The 14920-nt window shown below is 72.8% G+C and carries 14 protein-coding genes; 8 read left to right on the top strand and 6 right to left on the bottom strand.

Going from position 1 to position 14920, the window contains the following annotated elements; genetic code table 11:
- Positions 1-51 precede the first annotated feature (51 nt).
- The 5 genes from ACFWEJ_RS18895 to ACFWEJ_RS18875 form a co-directional block, all read right to left on the bottom strand.
- The gene (locus ACFWEJ_RS18895; protein ID WP_377230733.1) at positions 52-1101 is read right to left on the bottom strand and encodes an iron-siderophore ABC transporter substrate-binding protein; all 1050 of its coding nucleotides are present in this window, start codon (positions 1099-1101) and stop codon (positions 52-54) included.
- Between the two features lie 155 nt (positions 1102-1256).
- Positions 1257-2048 carry an ABC transporter ATP-binding protein gene (locus tag ACFWEJ_RS18890; protein WP_377230732.1) on the bottom strand — a complete coding sequence of 264 codons (792 nt, stop codon included), beginning with the start codon at positions 2046-2048 and terminating at the stop codon, positions 1257-1259.
- Positions 2045-3109 carry a FecCD family ABC transporter permease gene (locus tag ACFWEJ_RS18885; protein WP_377230731.1) on the bottom strand — a complete coding sequence of 355 codons (1065 nt, stop codon included), beginning with the start codon at positions 3107-3109 and terminating at the stop codon, positions 2045-2047. The genes ACFWEJ_RS18890 and ACFWEJ_RS18885 overlap by 4 nt, the downstream gene beginning before the upstream one ends.
- The gene (locus ACFWEJ_RS18880) at positions 3109-4155 is read right to left on the bottom strand and encodes a FecCD family ABC transporter permease (protein ID WP_377230730.1); all 1047 of its coding nucleotides are present in this window, start codon (positions 4153-4155) and stop codon (positions 3109-3111) included. Before ACFWEJ_RS18880 ends, ACFWEJ_RS18885 begins: the two co-directional genes overlap by 1 nt.
- Positions 4156-4257: 102 nt before the next feature.
- On the bottom strand, positions 4258-4800 hold the full coding sequence (locus tag ACFWEJ_RS18875) for a hypothetical protein (protein WP_377230729.1): 543 nt from the start codon (positions 4798-4800) through the stop codon (positions 4258-4260).
- Positions 4801-5147: 347 nt separating this feature from the next.
- Here ACFWEJ_RS18875 and ACFWEJ_RS18870 point away from each other — a divergent pair, with 347 nt between their 5' ends.
- Positions 5148-5870, top strand: a complete 723-nt coding sequence (locus ACFWEJ_RS18870; protein ID WP_377230728.1) for a helix-turn-helix domain-containing protein — start codon at positions 5148-5150, stop codon at positions 5868-5870.
- Between the two features lie 51 nt (positions 5871-5921).
- On the opposite strand, the gene ACFWEJ_RS18865 is transcribed toward ACFWEJ_RS18870, so the two are convergent.
- Positions 5922-7328, bottom strand: coding sequence for a glycine--tRNA ligase (locus tag ACFWEJ_RS18865; protein WP_377230727.1), 1407 nt, complete (start codon positions 7326-7328; stop codon positions 5922-5924).
- Positions 7329-7474: 146 nt separating this feature from the next.
- Between ACFWEJ_RS18865 and ACFWEJ_RS18860 the strand changes: the two genes are divergently transcribed.
- The 7 genes from ACFWEJ_RS18860 (at position 7475) to ACFWEJ_RS18830 (ending at position 14875) form a co-directional block, all read left to right on the top strand.
- The gene (locus ACFWEJ_RS18860; protein ID WP_377230726.1) at positions 7475-8443 is read left to right on the top strand and encodes a metal ABC transporter substrate-binding protein; all 969 of its coding nucleotides are present in this window, start codon (positions 7475-7477) and stop codon (positions 8441-8443) included.
- Positions 8440-9267: a metal ABC transporter ATP-binding protein gene (locus tag ACFWEJ_RS18855; RefSeq protein ID WP_377230725.1), complete on the top strand. Its 828-nt coding sequence runs from the start codon at positions 8440-8442 to the stop codon at positions 9265-9267. The genes ACFWEJ_RS18860 and ACFWEJ_RS18855 overlap by 4 nt, the downstream gene beginning before the upstream one ends.
- A 2-nt stretch (positions 9268-9269) precedes the next feature.
- Entirely contained in the window at positions 9270-10199 is a 930-nt protein-coding gene (locus ACFWEJ_RS18850) for a metal ABC transporter permease (protein WP_377230734.1), read from the top strand.
- The gene (locus ACFWEJ_RS18845; protein ID WP_377230724.1) at positions 10199-10594 is read left to right on the top strand and encodes a Fur family transcriptional regulator; all 396 of its coding nucleotides are present in this window, start codon (positions 10199-10201) and stop codon (positions 10592-10594) included. Before ACFWEJ_RS18850 ends, ACFWEJ_RS18845 begins: the two co-directional genes overlap by 1 nt.
- 114 nt (positions 10595-10708) lie before the next feature.
- Positions 10709-11917, top strand: a complete 1209-nt coding sequence (locus tag ACFWEJ_RS18840) for an NAD(P)/FAD-dependent oxidoreductase (protein ID WP_377230723.1) — start codon at positions 10709-10711, stop codon at positions 11915-11917.
- Between the two features lie 16 nt (positions 11918-11933).
- A complete protein-coding gene (locus ACFWEJ_RS18835; protein ID WP_377230722.1) occupies positions 11934-13343 on the top strand; it encodes a 2-oxoadipate dioxygenase/decarboxylase family protein in 1410 nt (469 codons plus the stop codon).
- On the top strand, positions 13340-14875 hold the full coding sequence (locus tag ACFWEJ_RS18830; protein ID WP_377230721.1) for an aldehyde dehydrogenase family protein: 1536 nt from the start codon (positions 13340-13342) through the stop codon (positions 14873-14875). The genes ACFWEJ_RS18835 and ACFWEJ_RS18830 overlap by 4 nt, the downstream gene beginning before the upstream one ends.
- Positions 14876-14920: the final 45 nt, after the last annotated feature.

Genomic DNA, 14920 nt, shown 5'->3' with positions numbered 1-14920 from the left:
CCCAACGCCTGTTGGGCCGCAGATACCCCGCACTCAGCGGGTCGGGGAGGGTCAGCCGAGAGTTTCGGCCAGCGCGTCGATCAGCAGGGGCATGCCCTCGGGGTACTCGACCGACAGGGCCGTGGGCGGCGAGACGGCCGAGACCGCGACGGTGCCGACCTGCTGCGCGACCTTGCCGTCCTTGACGGCGGGCAGGGCCTGCAGCTCCTTCTTGTCGGGGAGCGCCGCGGCCTCCTCCTCGGTGTAGGTGTAGGCCACGACGACGTCGGAGTCGAGCTTGTCGAGCTCCTCGTAGGAGAGCGTGTAGAAGAACTGGCCGTCGTCCGGCGCGAGCTCCTCGACGGCCGGGGCGGTCTCGAAGCCGAGGCCCTCCAGGAACCCGGCGCGCGGGTCGCCGGCCCGGTAGACGTAGATCTCGCCCTTGTCGGGCGAGTCGACGATCGCGGCGACCGTCTTGCCCGCGAACTCCGGGTGGGCCTCGGCCTGCTCGGCCAGGTAGTCGTTGATCTCCTGGACCTTGGCCTCACCGGCGGCGCTGCGGCCGAGGGCGGCGTCCGTGGCGGTGATGATCTCGTCCCACGGGGTCTGCCAGGCCGTCTCCGGGTACGCGACCGTCGGGGCGATCTCGCTGAGCAGGTCGTACTGCTCCTGCGTGAGGCCCGAGTAGGTGGCGATGATCACGTCGGGCTCGGCGGCCGCGAACTCCTCGTAGGGCACGGTCGCGCCGCCCTCGGCGTCGGTGAGCACGGTGGGGTGCTCCACGCCCGCCTCGTCGTAGGCCTCCTCGACCCACGGCAGGAGGTTGCCCTCACCGACGGTCCAGGTCTGCTCGGCGACGGCGACCGGGAAGACGCCCGCCGCGATCGCGGCCTCGGTCGAGCCCCAGCCCCAGGTGGCGACGCGCTCGGGCGCCGCCTCGATGGTGGTCTCGCCGAGCGCGTGCTCGATGGTCAGGGGGAACTCGTCGGTCGCGCCGGAGGCACTGGCGGACGGCGTGGCGGCGTCGCTGCCGGCCGGCTCTTCGGAGGCGCAGCCGGCGAGGGCGAGGGCGGACGCGGCGACGAGGCCGACGGCCGCTGCGAGGGATCGGCGAGGTCGCACGGTTTCTCCCGGGATGGTCAGTCGAACGACCGGCGGGTGCCGGCCGAGATGAGGTAACCCTAACCACAATAGATCACGGGGATGTTGCGAAATTGAGGGAGGTCTGCGTGAGGTAAACCACGCCCCGTCGGGCGGGACCGTTTCGACGGGCGGGACTACTTCGAGTGGTAGCGCCCGACCGGGACCACCAGCGGCGAGCCCGCCACGGGGTCGAGCACGACCTGGGCACGCAGCCCGAACGCCTCGTCGACCACCTCGCGGGTCAGCACGTCGGACGGCAGGCCCTCGGCGACGATCCGGCCGGCCGACATCACGACCAGGTGGTCGGCGTACCGGGCGGCGAGGTTGAGCTCGTGCAGCACCATCGCGACGGTCGTCCCCTGGTTCCGGTTCAGCTCCGTGAGCAGGTCCAGCAGGTCGAGCTGGTGGCGGACGTCGAGGAACGTGGTCGGCTCGTCGAGCAGCACGATGTCGGTCTGCTGCGCCAGCACCATCGCGATCCACACGCGCTGCCGCTGCCCGCCCGAGAGCTCGGCGACGGGCCGGTCCGCCAGCTCCGCGACGCCGGTGGACTCCAGCGCGGTGGTGACCACGGCGTCGTCGTCGGAGGAGTGGCGGCCGAACCAGCCCTGGTGCGGGTACCGGCCGCGGCTGACGAGCTCGGCGACCCGCACGCCGTCCGGCGCGATGGACGACTGCGGCAGCATGCCGACCTTGCGGGCCAGCTCCTTGCGCGGCATCTGCGTGATGTCGGCGCCGTCCAGCGTGATGCGGCCGCCGTCGAGCGGGTGCAGGCGGGCCAGCCCGCGCAGCAGCGTGGACTTGCCGCAGGCGTTCGGCCCGACGACGGCGGTGATCTTGCCGTCGGGCAGCGTCAGGTCGAGGTTCTCGATGACCTTCAGGCCGTCGTAGCCCAGGCTGACGCCCTCGGCGCGCAGGTTGGTCATCGGCTCCTCTTCTCGGTCGTGGCGAGCAGCCACAGCAGGTAGGGGGCGCCCACGAGCCCCGTGACGATCCCGACGGGAGCGGCGACGCCGAGCAGCCCGTGCTGGGCGATGACGTCCGCGACCAGGGTCAGGGCCGCGCCGGTCGCGGCCGACGCGACGAGGGCCGCGCCGCCGTCGTTCACCAGACGGCGCGCGATGGCGGGCGCGACCAGGGCGACGAACGCGATGGGGCCGGCGGCGCTGGTCGCGAGCGCGACGAGCGTGACGGCCAGCAGCAGGGTGCCGACGCGGGCGGCGTCCACGTGCACGCCCAGGGCGCGCGCGTTGTCGTCGCCGAGGGCGAGCGGTCCTTGCGTCCGTGAGACGACGACGGCCGCGGCGCACAGCACGAGCGTCCCGACGGCGACGAGCGTGAGCTGTTCGCCGCGTACGTCGGACACCGAGCCGACGGTCCAGATCAGGACGGCCGCCGCCTCGTTCTCCTCCGACCGGGCCATGGCCCAGGCGATCAGCGAGGAGCCCAGGTACGCGAAGCCGACGCCGACCAGCACGAAGCGGATCGAGTGCAGGCCCCTGCGCCACGCCAGCAGCCAGATCGCGAGCGCGACCGTGGCTGCGCCGGCGAACGCCAGGCCGGACAGCGCCATGCCGCTCAGCCCCAGGACGAGCACACCGATCACGGCCCCGAGGCTCGCACCGGTGGAGATGCCGAGGATGTCGGGGGAGGCGAGGGGGTTGCGCAGCGTCGACTGGAAGAGGGCGCCGGCCAGGCCGAACGCGACGCCGACCACGACGGCCGCCTCGATGCGGGGCAGGCGGAGCTTCTGGACGACGAAGACGTCGCCCTTGTCGCCGAGGCCGAACACGCCGGCGATCGCCTGGCCCGGCGTGAGGCCGGCCGCGCCCATCAGGAGCGCCGCCGTCCCGGCGACGAGCACCACGAGCACCATCCCGGAGACGACGAGCGCCTGCCGGCGGCGGCGGAGGGTGCGCAGGCCGGCGACGGTGGTGACCGTGGTGTCGGTGACCCGGGCGGGGGCGGCTGGGGCGGGCGTGGACATCAGGCCCCCACCACGTTCCGGCTGCGGGCCACGGCGACGAGCACCGGCGCGCCGAGGAGTGCGGCGACCACACCGGCCTCCAGCTCGGAGCGGGGCAGGAGGATCCGGCCGAGGACGTCGGCGGTCAGCAGCATCACCGGGCCCAGGAGGGCGCCGATCGCCATGACCCAGCGGTAGTCCGTGCCGACGAGGCGCCGGGCCGCGTGCGGCACCACGAGCCCGACGAGCGCGATGGGCCCGGCGAGCGAGGTCGCGGTGCCCGCCAGGAGAACGATCGCGACGGCCGCGAGGGCGCGGGTGGTGCCGACCCGCTGGCCGAGCGCCGTGGCGACGTCGTCCCCGAGGGCCAGCATGTTGAGCCGGTGCGCGAGCACGGCCGCGAGCACGAGGCCGACCACGATGAACGGCCACAGCGCCGTGACGGTGTCCAGGCCCCGGCCCGTCAGGGAGCCGACGGACCAGAACCGGTACAGGTTGAACGCCTGCTGGTCGCGCAGCAGCACCAGGGTGATCAGGGGTGTGATCAGCGCGGTCACCGCGGCCCCGACCAGCGCGAGCCGCACCGGTTGGCCGCGCCCCACCGAGAACACGATCGCGGCCGCGACGGCGGCCCCCAGGAACGCGAACCAGACGTAGCCCAGCGGCGAGGTGATGCCCAGCAGCCAGACCGCGCACACGACCGCCAGCGACGCGCCCGAGTTCAGGCCCAGCAGGCCGGGGTCGGCGATCGGGTTGCGGGTGACGCCCTGGATCAGGGTGCCCGCCGTGCCGAGCGCGACACCCGCCGCCAGGCCCACGACGGTGCGGGGCAGGCGCTGCTCCAGCACCACGTCGTGGTCCATGAACCCGGCGACGGGTGCCGTCAGCGCTCGCCAGACCTCGGCCGGGTTGATGTCCCGGACGCCGAGCGCGAGGCTCGCCAGGACGACGAGCAGCAGCGCGGCGAGCGCCGTGAGCAACGCGAACGTCCGACGCCGGGCACGCTGGGCTACGGCTTCCGCACCCTCACGGCGTCCCGCGGGCGCTGCCGCAGGTGAGGTAAGCATTGCCTAAGCATTCCACACGGTTCGGCATGGTCGGTACGTGCGCCCGGACACCCGCCTTCGGGCGACCGGGCGGACCCGCCGGGCAGGGTCGGGGCGAGCCGGTCAGGAGTACGAGTCGCAGCCCCAGCCGTCGTTGTCGGCGTCGAGCGCGTGGTAGTCCTTTGTGCCGACCCAGACCGTCTTGCCGATGTCCGCGCAGTCGAGGTCGGGGTTGGTCGGCGAGACGGGGCACTGCCACCGCCCGGCCGAGTACACGCAGACGGCGTCGGCGCCGGAGTCGGCCCGGAAGGTGCCGGCCTTGCCCGCGTACCTCACCGTCCACTTGCCCGAGCGCGACGCCGTGGCCTTGTACGTGTACGCGCCGGTGCGCGTGGTCCGGACCAGGCCGATCTTGCGGGGCTTGTCCGGGCCCGCCGGGTCGAAGACCACGGTCAGGACCTTGGTCGTGGGCAGGGCGCGCCACTGGCCGTCCTTCTTGTACTTGAGCGTCCCCTTGAGGGTGACCGTCTTGTTCTTCGCGACCGGCTCGGGCTTCGCGTCGAGCGTCACGTTCGTGGTGTAGACGGTCGCGGCCTGCGCGGGGGCCGACGCCGTGAGAGCGAGCGCGAGCACGCTCACCAGGGCGACGATGGTGCGGCGGATCATGGGGCCAACCTTCTCGGTGACATCATGGGGCCAACCTTCTCGGTGACTCGGGGCGCCCCTGGACGGAGCGCGCTACGAGTTCTCAGAGCCCGCTCACCGCGCGATATGACCCGATTAGAGCCGACCTCACCCGGGTGAACCCGTGCGGGGGCCGGACGGAAGGCGCTCCGGGGGCGCGCCGGGTGGACCTCCGGGGAAGTGGTTCGTCAGCCAGGTACGTAACGCAGAGCGAGCACTGCTACGTCTCCGTTACGTACCTGGCCGGCAGAGTGCTTTCCCGGAGAGGTTGTCCACAGGCGCGTCGACTCCGCCCGGCCCGCGGGCCCGATCGCTGACACGATCGGGCGATGGATCTCGCCGCACTGATCAAGGAGGCCCGCCAGGAGGCCCGGCTCACGCAGGAGGAGCTCGGGCGTCGGCTCGGCCGGTCCCGGGCGTCGATCTCCCAGCTCGAGGCGGGCGTGCGGACGCCCAGCTTCGGGTCGCTGCGGGAGATCCTCGCCGTACTGGGCAAGCAGGTCCGGATGGAGCTGGAGCCGCTCGACGAGGACGTTCGTCGCCAGATCGTCGAGCACAAGCACGATCCGGATCTGGCGGGGCGCGTCTACTTCTCCGTCGAGCAGATCGAGGACCTGGTGGGCCTCGACCTCCGGATCGAGGGGCTCGCGGCGGCGGCGCTGCTCGGCGCGCCCGTCGATGCCGGCGACCCCCAGGTGGCCGTCGCGAACACGGAACGTACGGCTGACTGGCTCGCCGGCAAGCTGCGACACCAACGGATTCGGCTGCGGCCCGCGAGCTGGGTGGGGGCCGCCTGGCCCCGCACACCGCAGGAGGTGCACGACCTGATCGAGGCGGAGTGTCCCGGCGGCTGGATCATGGTGCGCGGCTTCTTCCACGAGATACCGCTCCGGTTCGCGCCGGCCGAGGAGGTCGCGCGGCACGTGCTGGTCGACAACGGCGAGCAGGGCCCGTTGCGGGTGCAGCCGCTGCACGAGATCGACACCACGGACCGCAACGCGGCGCGCGTCCTGCGCCTGCTGCGGGAGCAGGCGCAGGACGCGCGTGGTTAGCCGGCCTCGGGCCCCGTGGTGTCGGGCCCCGGTGTATCGGGCCAGGAGACGTCAGGCCCCGACGAGGTGGCCCGCCAGGTAGCCGACGACCTTGTCCAGGGCGACGCGCTCTTGCTGCATGGTGTCGCGGTGCCGGATGGTGACGGCCTGGTCGTCCAGGGTCTCGAAGTCGACCGTGATGCAGAACGGCGTGCCGATCTCGTCCTGCCGGCGGTACCGCTTGCCGATGGCCTGCGTCACGTCGTAGTCGATGTTCCAGTACTTGCGCAGCTCGGCGGACAGCTTCTCCGACGTCGGCAGCAGGTCCGCCGTCTTGGACAGCGGCAGCACCGCGGCCTTGACGGGGGCCAGGCGCGGGTCCAGGCGCAGGACCGTGCGCTTGTCGACGCCGCCCTTGGTGTTCGGCGCCTCGTCCTCGGCGTACGCCTCGACGAGGAAGGCCATGAGCGACCGGGTCAGGCCGGCGGCGGGCTCGATGACGTACGGGAAGTACTTCTCGTTGGTCACCGGGTCGCGGTACGCCAGGTCCTTGCCCGAGCTCTCCGTGTGGGTCTTCAGGTCGAAGTCCGTGCGGTTGGCGATGCCCTCGAGCTCACCCCACTCGCTGCCCTGGAAACCGAAGCGGTACTCGATGTCCACGGTGCGGGTCGAGTAGTGCGACAGCTTGTCCTTCGGGTGCTCGTAGTGGCGCAGGTTGTCGGCCGAGATGCCGAGGTCCGTGTACCAGTTGGTCCGGTAGTCGATCCAGTACTGGTGCCACTCCTCGTCCTCGCCCGGCTTGACGAAGAACTCCATCTCCATCTGCTCGAACTCGCGCGTGCGGAAGATGAAGTTGCCCGGCGTGATCTCGTTGCGGAACGACTTGCCGATCTGGCCGATGCCGAACGGCGGCTTCTTGCGGGCCGCGGCGGCGACGTTCGCGAAGTTCACGAAGATGCCCTGCGCGGTCTCGGGGCGCAGGTAGTGCAGGCCGGACTCGTCCTCGACCGGGCCGAGGTACGTCTTCAGCATCATGTTGAAGTCGCGGGGCTCGGTCCACTGGCCGCGGGTGCCGCAGTTGGAGCAGACGATCTCGGCGAGGCCGCCCTCGGGGGCGCGGCCCTTCTTCTCCTCGAACTCCTCGATCATCTGGTCCTCGCGGAACCGCTTGTGACACGAGAGGCACTCGGTGAGCGGGTCGGTGAACACGCCGACGTGACCGGAGGCCACCCACACCTGGCGCGGCAGGATGACCGACGAGTCGAGGCCGACGATGTCGTCCCGGCTCGTGACCATCGCACGCCACCACTGCTTCTTGATGTTCTCCTTGAGCTCCACGCCGAGGGGTCCGTAGTCCCACGCAGAGCGCGTACCGCCGTAGATCTCGCCCGACGGGAAGACGAAACCTCGTCGCTTCGCGAGCGAGACGACGGCGTCGAGCTTGGCGGTCTGCGCAGAGCGCACTGACTTGTCGGACACGAGGGTTCTCTCCAGGGGAACAGGGGGAAGTTACGTCCGCCCAGCGTACCGTCCGGGCCGGTCGGGGCCCGCGCGAAATAGCGCGTGACCGACCTCTCGGTACCGATCTTTGACAATCGTTCTCAACAAGCGTGAGAATCGTTCTCATGACCTCGACCCGCGCCGCCGGCGCCGCCCTGACCAGCCTCGTCCTCGCCGGTGCGGCGACCCTCGCGGGTTGCTCCGCCCAGGGGGCCGGCGGCGCGGGCGGGGAGTCCGACGGCGTCGTCGTGCTCGCGTCGTTCTACCCGCTCCAGTACGTGGCGCAGCAGATCGGCGGCGACCTGGTCACCGTCGACAACCTCACGCCGCCGGCCGCCGAGCCGCACGACCTGGAGCTGTCCCCGGCGCAGGTCCGTGAGATCGGCACCGCAGACCTGGTGGTCTACCTCTCCGGCTTCCAGGCTGCCGTCGACGAGGGCGTCGAGTCCCGCGCGCCCGAGCACGTGGTCGACGCCGCGGACTCCGCCGGGCTCGTCGAGCACGCGGAGGAGACCGAGGAGGAGCACGCCGAGCACGCGGAGGAGGGCGACGGGCACGACCACGGCTCGACCGACCCGCACTTCTGGCTGGACCCGAGCCGGCTGGCCGCCGTCGGGCAGGCCGTCGCCGACGAGCTGGCCGCCGTCGACCCGGAGCACGCCGACGAGTACGCCGCCGGCGCCCTGCGGCTGGGCGAGCAGCTCGACGGGCTGGACCAGGAGATGGCGGACGGCCTCGCCGCCTGTCAGGGCGCGACCCTCGTGACGAGCCACGCGGCGTTCGGCTACCTCGCCGACCGGTACGCGCTGGAGCAGGTGGGCATCTCGGAGCTCGACCCGGAGGCGGAGCCGTCCCCGGCGCGCCTGCGCGAGATCGGCGCCGTGGTCAAGGAGAACGGCGTCCGGACGCTGTACTCGGAGACGCTGGTGAGCCCCAAGGTCACCGAGACGCTGGCCTCCGACCTGGGCGTGGACACCGCCGTGCTGGACCCGCTGGAGGGTCTGTCGGAGGAGGCCTCGGCCGCGGGCGACGACTACGTCTCCGTGATGCGGGCCAACCTCGCCGCGCTCGAGGAGGGCCTGGTCTGCGCATGACGGAGGAGACTATGCAGGTGACCGAGACCAGCGAACCCGTCATCGAGGCGCGCGGACTGCACTTCCGTGCGGGCGCGAGCCACATCCTGCGCGGCATCGACCTGACGGTCGAGGCAGGCGAGGTCGTCGCGCTGCTCGGCGCGAACGGTTCCGGCAAGTCAACCCTGGTGAAGTCGCTGGTGGGCATCAACGTGCCGTCCGCCGGCACGGTGCGGCTGCTCGGCGAGCCCCTCGGCCCGGGCCGGCGCGCCGGGACGGTCGACTGGGCCCGCATCGGCTACGTGCCGCAGCGCGCCGGGGCGGGCGGCGGCATCCCGTCGACCGCCCAGGAGGTCGTCGCCTCGGGCCTGCTGCACGGGCGCCGGCTGCGGCTGCCGCGCGGCTGGCGCGACCGCGTCGCGGTCGCCCTCGAACAGGTGGGCCTCGCCGACCGCGTGCAGGACCCGGTGCACCTCCTGTCGGGCGGGCAGCAGCAGCGCATCCTCATCGCGCGCGCCCTGGTCCGCGAGCCGGACCTGCTCGTGCTGGACGAGCCCGTGGCGGGCGTGGACGTCGCCAGCCAGGAGGCGTTCGCCACCACGATGCGGCGGCTGGTCGACGGCGGCCTCACGGTGCTCGTGGTGCTGCACGAGCTCGGCGAGCTCGAACCGCTCGTCACGCGCGCCGTCGTGCTCAAGCACGGCAAGGTCGTGCACGACGGCGCCCCGCCGCAGGCCCGGCACGACCACGACCGCGCGGGGCACCGCCACCAGCACCCGCACGCCGACGACAACTCCCTCGACCCCGCCGAGTCCAGGGCCTTCGACCTGGAGGTGCGCCCGTGATCATGCTCATGCTGACCGACCCGTTCATGCAGCGGGCTCTCATCGCCGCGCTCCTGGTCGGCGTCACGGCGCCCGTCGTGGGCACCTACCTGGTGCAGCGCAAGCTCTCCCTGCTCGGCGACGGCATCGGGCACGTCGCCCTGACGGGTGTCGCGCTGGGCTGGCTCGTCGGCGCGGGCATGGGCCTGACGCCGAACGACGCCCTCGCGATCCCCGGCGCCGTGGTCGCCGCGGTGGTGGGCTCCGTGCTCATCGAGGTGGTCCGGCGCCGCGGCCGCACCTCCGGCGACCTCGCGCTCGCCATCATGTTCTACGGCGGCATCGCGGGCGGCGTGCTGCTCATCGGCATCGCCGGCGGCTCCTCCGGGAACCTCATGCAGTACCTGTTCGGCTCGATCTCCACGGTGTCCGACGCCGACCTCTGGCTCACCGTCGTGCTCTCGGCCGTGGTCCTCGCCGTCGGCGTGGGCCTGCGGCACGCGCTCTTCTCCGTGAGCCACGACGAGGAGTTCTCGATCGCCTCCGGCCTGCCGGTCTGGGCGCTGAACATCGTGGTGGCCGTCGTGTCGGCCCTCACCGTGACGGTCGCGATGCGCGTCGTCGGGCTGCTGCTGGTCAGCGCGCTGATGATCGTGCCCGTCGCCATCGCGCAGCAGGTCACGCACGCCTTCGGCCGCACCATGCTCACCGCGTGCGTGGTCGGCGTGGTCGTCTGCGTGACCGGCCTGAGCATCACCTACTGGTACAACGTCTCGCCCGGCGCCACTATCGTGGTGCTGGCCATCGGGGTGTACGCGGTGGTCTCCCTGCTGGCGCCGCTCCTGGGCCGACGGCGCCCCGCGCACGACCCGCACCCCGACCTGCCCGACGACGTCGACCTGCCCGCGGCCGCCACCGAACGTGCGGCCGCCGCCGCGAAGGAGTGCCGCTGATGACCGCACGCATGACCCGGCAGCGCACCGCTGTCGTCGAGGCGCTGGACGAGCTCGCCGACTTCCGCTCGGCCCAGCAGCTCCACGAGGCCCTGCGGGCCCGCGGCGAGTCCGTGGGGCTCGCGACCGTGTACCGGGCGCTCCAGGCGCTCGCCGAGGCGAGCGAGGTGGACGTGCTGCGCGCGGAGGACGGCGAGAGCCTGTACCGGCGGTGCGCCCGCCGCGAGCACCACCACCACCTCGTGTGCCGCATGTGCGGCCGGACCGTCGAGATCGACGGCCCCACCGTCGAGGCCTGGGCCTCGAAGGTCGCCTCCTCCCAGGGGTTCGACGACATCGAGCACACGATCGAGCTGTGGGGCACCTGCGCGGACTGCCGCGCCGCGGCGCACTGATCTGACGACGGCGAGGGCCGGTATCGGCACCTGATTCCCCCGAGTCCGACCAGTCTTGCAAGAACAATTCCGGTGTCGGCCATATCCGGCCGGAGCCCGTGGCAGGATGCGTGCATGACCTCAGCACGGCGCCCCGCGGACCGTCGGGGACGGCTGCCCGCGCGCGCCGACGTCGTCGTGGTCGGCGGTGGTGCGCTCGGCGCGTCGGTGGCGTTCCACCTGGCCGAGGACGGCGTCGACGTGCTCCTCCTGGAGGCCGACGAGCTCGCCTCGGGCAGCTCGGGCAAGCCCATCGGGGGAGTGCGCGCCCAGTTCTCCGACCCCGCGAACGTCGACCTCGGCGACCGCAGCCTCGACCTCTACGAGGACTTCGCGGCGCGCCCGGGCGCGGACATCGGGCTGCAGCAGCCGGGCTACCTGTTCCTCCTGCCGGACGCCGCCGACGTCGCGCTGTTCGAGGAGTCCGTGGCCATGCAGAACGAGCGCGGCGTCGCCAGCCGCATGCTCGGCCACGACGAGGTGCGCCGGCTCAACCCCTACGTCGACGCCGACCGCTACGCCGGGGCCGCGTACGCCGCGCGCGACGGGTTCGCCTACCCGAAGGCCGTCGTGGAGGGCTACGCGGCCGGCGCCGAGCGGCACGGGGCCACGGTCCGCACCCACGTGACCGTGCAGGACGTCGAGACGCGGGGTGACGCCGTCGTCGCCGTCTGGACCAGCCAGGGGCGGGTGCGTACGGGCACCGTCGTGCTGTGCACCGGGGCCTGGACCCGGGACCTGGCCACGAAGGCGGGCCTCGACCTGCCGGTCGACCCCTACCGGCGGCAGATCGGGTTCACGCCGCGGCTGGACCCGGCGCCGCCGCGCATCCCGTTCACGATCGACTACGGCACCACGTTCTACTTCCACAACGCGGAGCCCGGCGGCCTGCTGCTCGGCATCGCGGACCCCGAGACCCCGATCGCGTTCGAGCGCACCTACGACCCGGGCTGGCTGCCGCTGCTGCGCGGTGCGATGAGCGCGTGCGCCCCCGGGCTGGACGACGTCCCCGTCGCGCGCGGCTGGGCCGGGCTCTACGAGATGACGCCCGACCACAACGCCCTGATCGGCGAGGCGACCGGCGTGCCCGGCCGCGTGCTGTACGCCACCGGCTTCTCGGGCCACGGGTTCCTCCAGGCCCCCGCCGTCGGCGAGGTGGTGCGCGACCTGTACGCCGGCCGCACGCCGCGGATCGACGTGTCCGGGTTCGACGCGGACCGGTTCGCCACGACCGCCCGTACCACGCACCCGGGGCGACGAGGCCCCGAGGCGAACATCATCTGAAGGCAAGGAGAGATCGATGTCGGCACCGACGTTCCTCGAGCCCTGGCAGCTGAGGGCCGCGTTCGCGCGCAGCCTCTCGGACATGTACGGCAAGGAGGTTCCCGCCTACACCACGCTGCTCGACGTGTCGCACGAGGTCAACGCCGACTTCGTGGCGCAGCACGGGGCGGACGCCGAGCGGCTCGGCTCCATCGCGCGCGTCACGGCGGAGCGGCACGGCGCGATCCGGGTGGGCACCCCCACCGAGATGGCGCAGGTCGCCCGGATCTTCGGCGCGATGGGCATGCACCCGGTCGGGTTCTACGACCTGCGGGATGCCTCGTCCAGCTCCGTGCCTGTCATCTCGACGGCGTTCCGCCCGGTCGACCGGGCCGAGCTGGCCCGCAACCCCTTCCGGGTCTTCACCTCCATGCTGGTTACCGCCGACCGCCGCTTCTTCACCGCCGACCTGGAGCAGCGCCTCGAGAACTTCCTCGGCGCCCGCACCCTGTTCGGCCCGGAGCTGCTCGCCCTCGCCGACCGCGCGGAGGCCGAGGGCGGCCTCCCCGAGGATCAGGCCGCCGAGTTCCTGCGGCTCGCGACCGAGGCGTTCGAGCTGTCCCGCGAGCCCGTTGACCAGGCCTGGTACCGCGAGCTGGAGGCGGTCAGCGCCGTCGCCGCCGACATCGGCGGCATCGCCTCCACGCACATCAACCACCTCACGCCCCGCGTGCTGGACATCGACGACCTCTACGCACGCATGGAGGCCGGCGGCATCACGATGATCGACGCGATCCAGGGCCCGCCGCGCTGGGAGGGCCCGGACGTGCTGCTGCGGCAGACGTCGTTCCGCGCGCTCGCCGAGCCCCGCACCTTCCGCACCGCCGACGGCGAGATCATCAGCGACTCACTGCGCGTGCGGTTCGGCGAGGTCGAGGCCCGCGGCATCGCGCTGACCCGCGCGGGGCGCGCCGCGTACGACGCCGCGGTGGTCGAGATCGACGAGGCCGCCGCCGCGGCCCGCGCCGGGGACCCCGGCTTCACGGAGGCGCAGCGCCAGCAGCTCGCCCGCGCCGTCTGGCAGAAGACCTTCCCCACCACGGAGGCCGCGCTCGCGGACCTGGAGCTCGGCTGGTTCACCTACGAGGTCGACCCGGCCGGCACCGGCGTCGTCCGCGAGCCGATCGTCTACGAGGACTTCCTGCCGCGCTCGGCGGCCGGGATCTTCCAGTCCAACCTCACGTCCGACGGCGCCAAGGACGCCAGCCAGGAGGGCACCGACCGGGATGCCGACTGGATGGCGGGCGCGCTCGGCCGCGACCTGAACGACCCCTTCGACCTGTACGCCGACCAGGTGGCCAGGTCGCTCGCCGCCGCCGCCGAGACCCTCGGCGTCGACCCGGCCACCCTCACCACCACCCACCGCACAACGGGAGCACCGCGATGACCAGCACCACCACCCACAGCCCGCTGACGACCGAGCTGCACGACGCCGCCCTCGCCGCGCTGGAGCGGCTGGGCGCCACGGTGCCCACCGGGACGGGCCTGCCCGTCGTGTCGCCGCTGTCCGGGCAGCCGCTGCTGGAGCTGCACCGCGCCGGTGCCGCCGAGGCCGCCACCGCCGTCGGCGAGGCCGCCGAGGCCTTCACCACGTGGCGCTCCGTGCCGGCCCCGGTGCGCGGGCAGGTCGTCAAGCGCCTCGGCGAGCTGCTCACCGAGCACAAGGCCGACCTCGCGGAGCTCGTCACCATCGAGGCGGGCAAGATCACGAGCGAGGCCCTGGGCGAGGTCCAGGAGATGATCGACATCTGCGACTTCGCCGTCGGGCTGTCGCGCCAGGTGGGCGGCCGCACCATGCCGTCCGAGCGTCCCGGCCACCGCCTCATGGAGACGTGGCACCCGATGGGCGTGGTCGGCGTGATCAGCGCCTTCAACTTCCCGGTCGCGGTGTGGTCCTGGAACACGGCCGTCGCGCTGGTCTGCGGCGACACCGTGGTGTGGAAGCCGAGCGAGAAGACCCTGCTGTCCGCCGTCGGCGCCGCCGCGCTGCTCGACCGGGCGCTGGCCGAGGCCGGCTTCCCGGCGGGCGTCTCGCAGCTCCTGCTCGGCGACCGCGAGGCCGGCGAGGCCCTCGTGGCCGACCCGCGCGTCGCGCTCGTCTCCGCGACCGGCTCGGAGCGCATGGGCCAGCAGGTCGCGCCCGTCGTCGCGGCCCGTGGCGGCCGGTACCTGCTGGAGCTGGGCGGCAACAACGGCGCGATCGTCGCGCCGTCGGCCGACCTCGACCTCGCCGTGCGCGGCGCCGTGTTCTCCGCGGCCGGCACGGCCGGGCAGCGCTGCACCTCGCTGCGCCGCCTGATCGTGCACGAGTCGATCGTGGACGACGTCGTGGCGCGGCTCGCCAAGGTCTACGCCGGCCTGCCCGTGGGCGACCCGCGCACGGACGGCACGCTGGTGGGCCCCCTGGTCGACGCCGCCGCGCGCGAGCGCATGCTGGCCGCGATCGACGAGGCCGTGACGGCGGGCGGCGAGCTCGTCGTGGGCGGCACGGTCGTGGACGTGCCCGGCGCGGAGGACGCGGCGTACGTGCACCCGGCGATCGTGCGCATGCCGGAGCAGGCCGACGTCGTCAAGCGTGAGACGTTCGCCCCGATCCTGTACGTGCTGACCTACTCGGAGCTGTCCGAGGCGATCGCCGTGCACAACGACGTGCCGCAGGGCCTGTCGTCGTCGATCTTCACGCTGGACGTGCGCGAGGCCGAGACCTTCCTCTCCGAGGTGGGCTCGGACTGCGGCATCGTGAACGTCAACATCGGCACCTCGGGCGCGGAGATCGGCGGCGCGTTCGGCGGCGAGAAGTCGACGGGCGGCGGCCGCGAGTCCGGCTCCGACGCCTGGAAGCAGTACATGCGCCGCGCCACCAACACGGTGAACTACTCCACGGAGCTGCCGCTGGCGCAGGGCGTCAACTTCGGCTGACCCGGGGCGTACCAGAACGGCCCGGCCGCACCCTCAGGACGGGTG

The sequence above is a fragment of the Promicromonospora sp. NPDC060204 genome (assembly GCF_042728455.1).
In the GTDB taxonomy this organism is placed as follows: domain Bacteria; phylum Actinomycetota; class Actinomycetes; order Actinomycetales; family Cellulomonadaceae; genus Promicromonospora.
Note: the sequence above shows the minus strand (reverse complement) of the source record. Positions and strands in the feature narration are given on the sequence as shown.

What these genes read in the sequence shown, in the direction of transcription:
- ACFWEJ_RS18855 (WP_377230725.1), top strand. Translation starts at nt 8,440, where the DNA reads ATGACGGAGGAGACTATGCAGGTGACCGAGACCAGCGAACCCGTCATC.
- ACFWEJ_RS18845 (WP_377230724.1), top strand. Translation starts at nt 10,199, where the DNA reads ATGACCGCACGCATGACCCGGCAGCGCACCGCTGTCGTCGAGGCGCTG.
- ACFWEJ_RS18840 (WP_377230723.1), top strand. Translation starts at nt 10,709, where the DNA reads ATGACCTCAGCACGGCGCCCCGCGGACCGTCGGGGACGGCTGCCCGCG.
- ACFWEJ_RS18860 (WP_377230726.1), top strand. Translation starts at nt 7,475, where the DNA reads ATGACCTCGACCCGCGCCGCCGGCGCCGCCCTGACCAGCCTCGTCCTC.
- ACFWEJ_RS18875 (WP_377230729.1), bottom strand. Translation starts at nt 4,800, where the DNA reads ATGATCCGCCGCACCATCGTCGCCCTGGTGAGCGTGCTCGCGCTCGCT.
- ACFWEJ_RS18870 (WP_377230728.1), top strand. Translation starts at nt 5,148, where the DNA reads ATGGATCTCGCCGCACTGATCAAGGAGGCCCGCCAGGAGGCCCGGCTC.
- ACFWEJ_RS18830 (WP_377230721.1), top strand. Translation starts at nt 13,340, where the DNA reads ATGACCAGCACCACCACCCACAGCCCGCTGACGACCGAGCTGCACGAC.
- ACFWEJ_RS18890 (WP_377230732.1), bottom strand. Translation starts at nt 2,048, where the DNA reads ATGACCAACCTGCGCGCCGAGGGCGTCAGCCTGGGCTACGACGGCCTG.
- ACFWEJ_RS18880 (WP_377230730.1), bottom strand. Translation starts at nt 4,155, where the DNA reads ATGCTTACCTCACCTGCGGCAGCGCCCGCGGGACGCCGTGAGGGTGCG.
- ACFWEJ_RS18885 (WP_377230731.1), bottom strand. Translation starts at nt 3,109, where the DNA reads ATGTCCACGCCCGCCCCAGCCGCCCCCGCCCGGGTCACCGACACCACG.
- ACFWEJ_RS18850 (WP_377230734.1), top strand. Translation starts at nt 9,270, where the DNA reads ATGCTCATGCTGACCGACCCGTTCATGCAGCGGGCTCTCATCGCCGCG.
- ACFWEJ_RS18835 (WP_377230722.1), top strand. Translation starts at nt 11,934, where the DNA reads ATGTCGGCACCGACGTTCCTCGAGCCCTGGCAGCTGAGGGCCGCGTTC.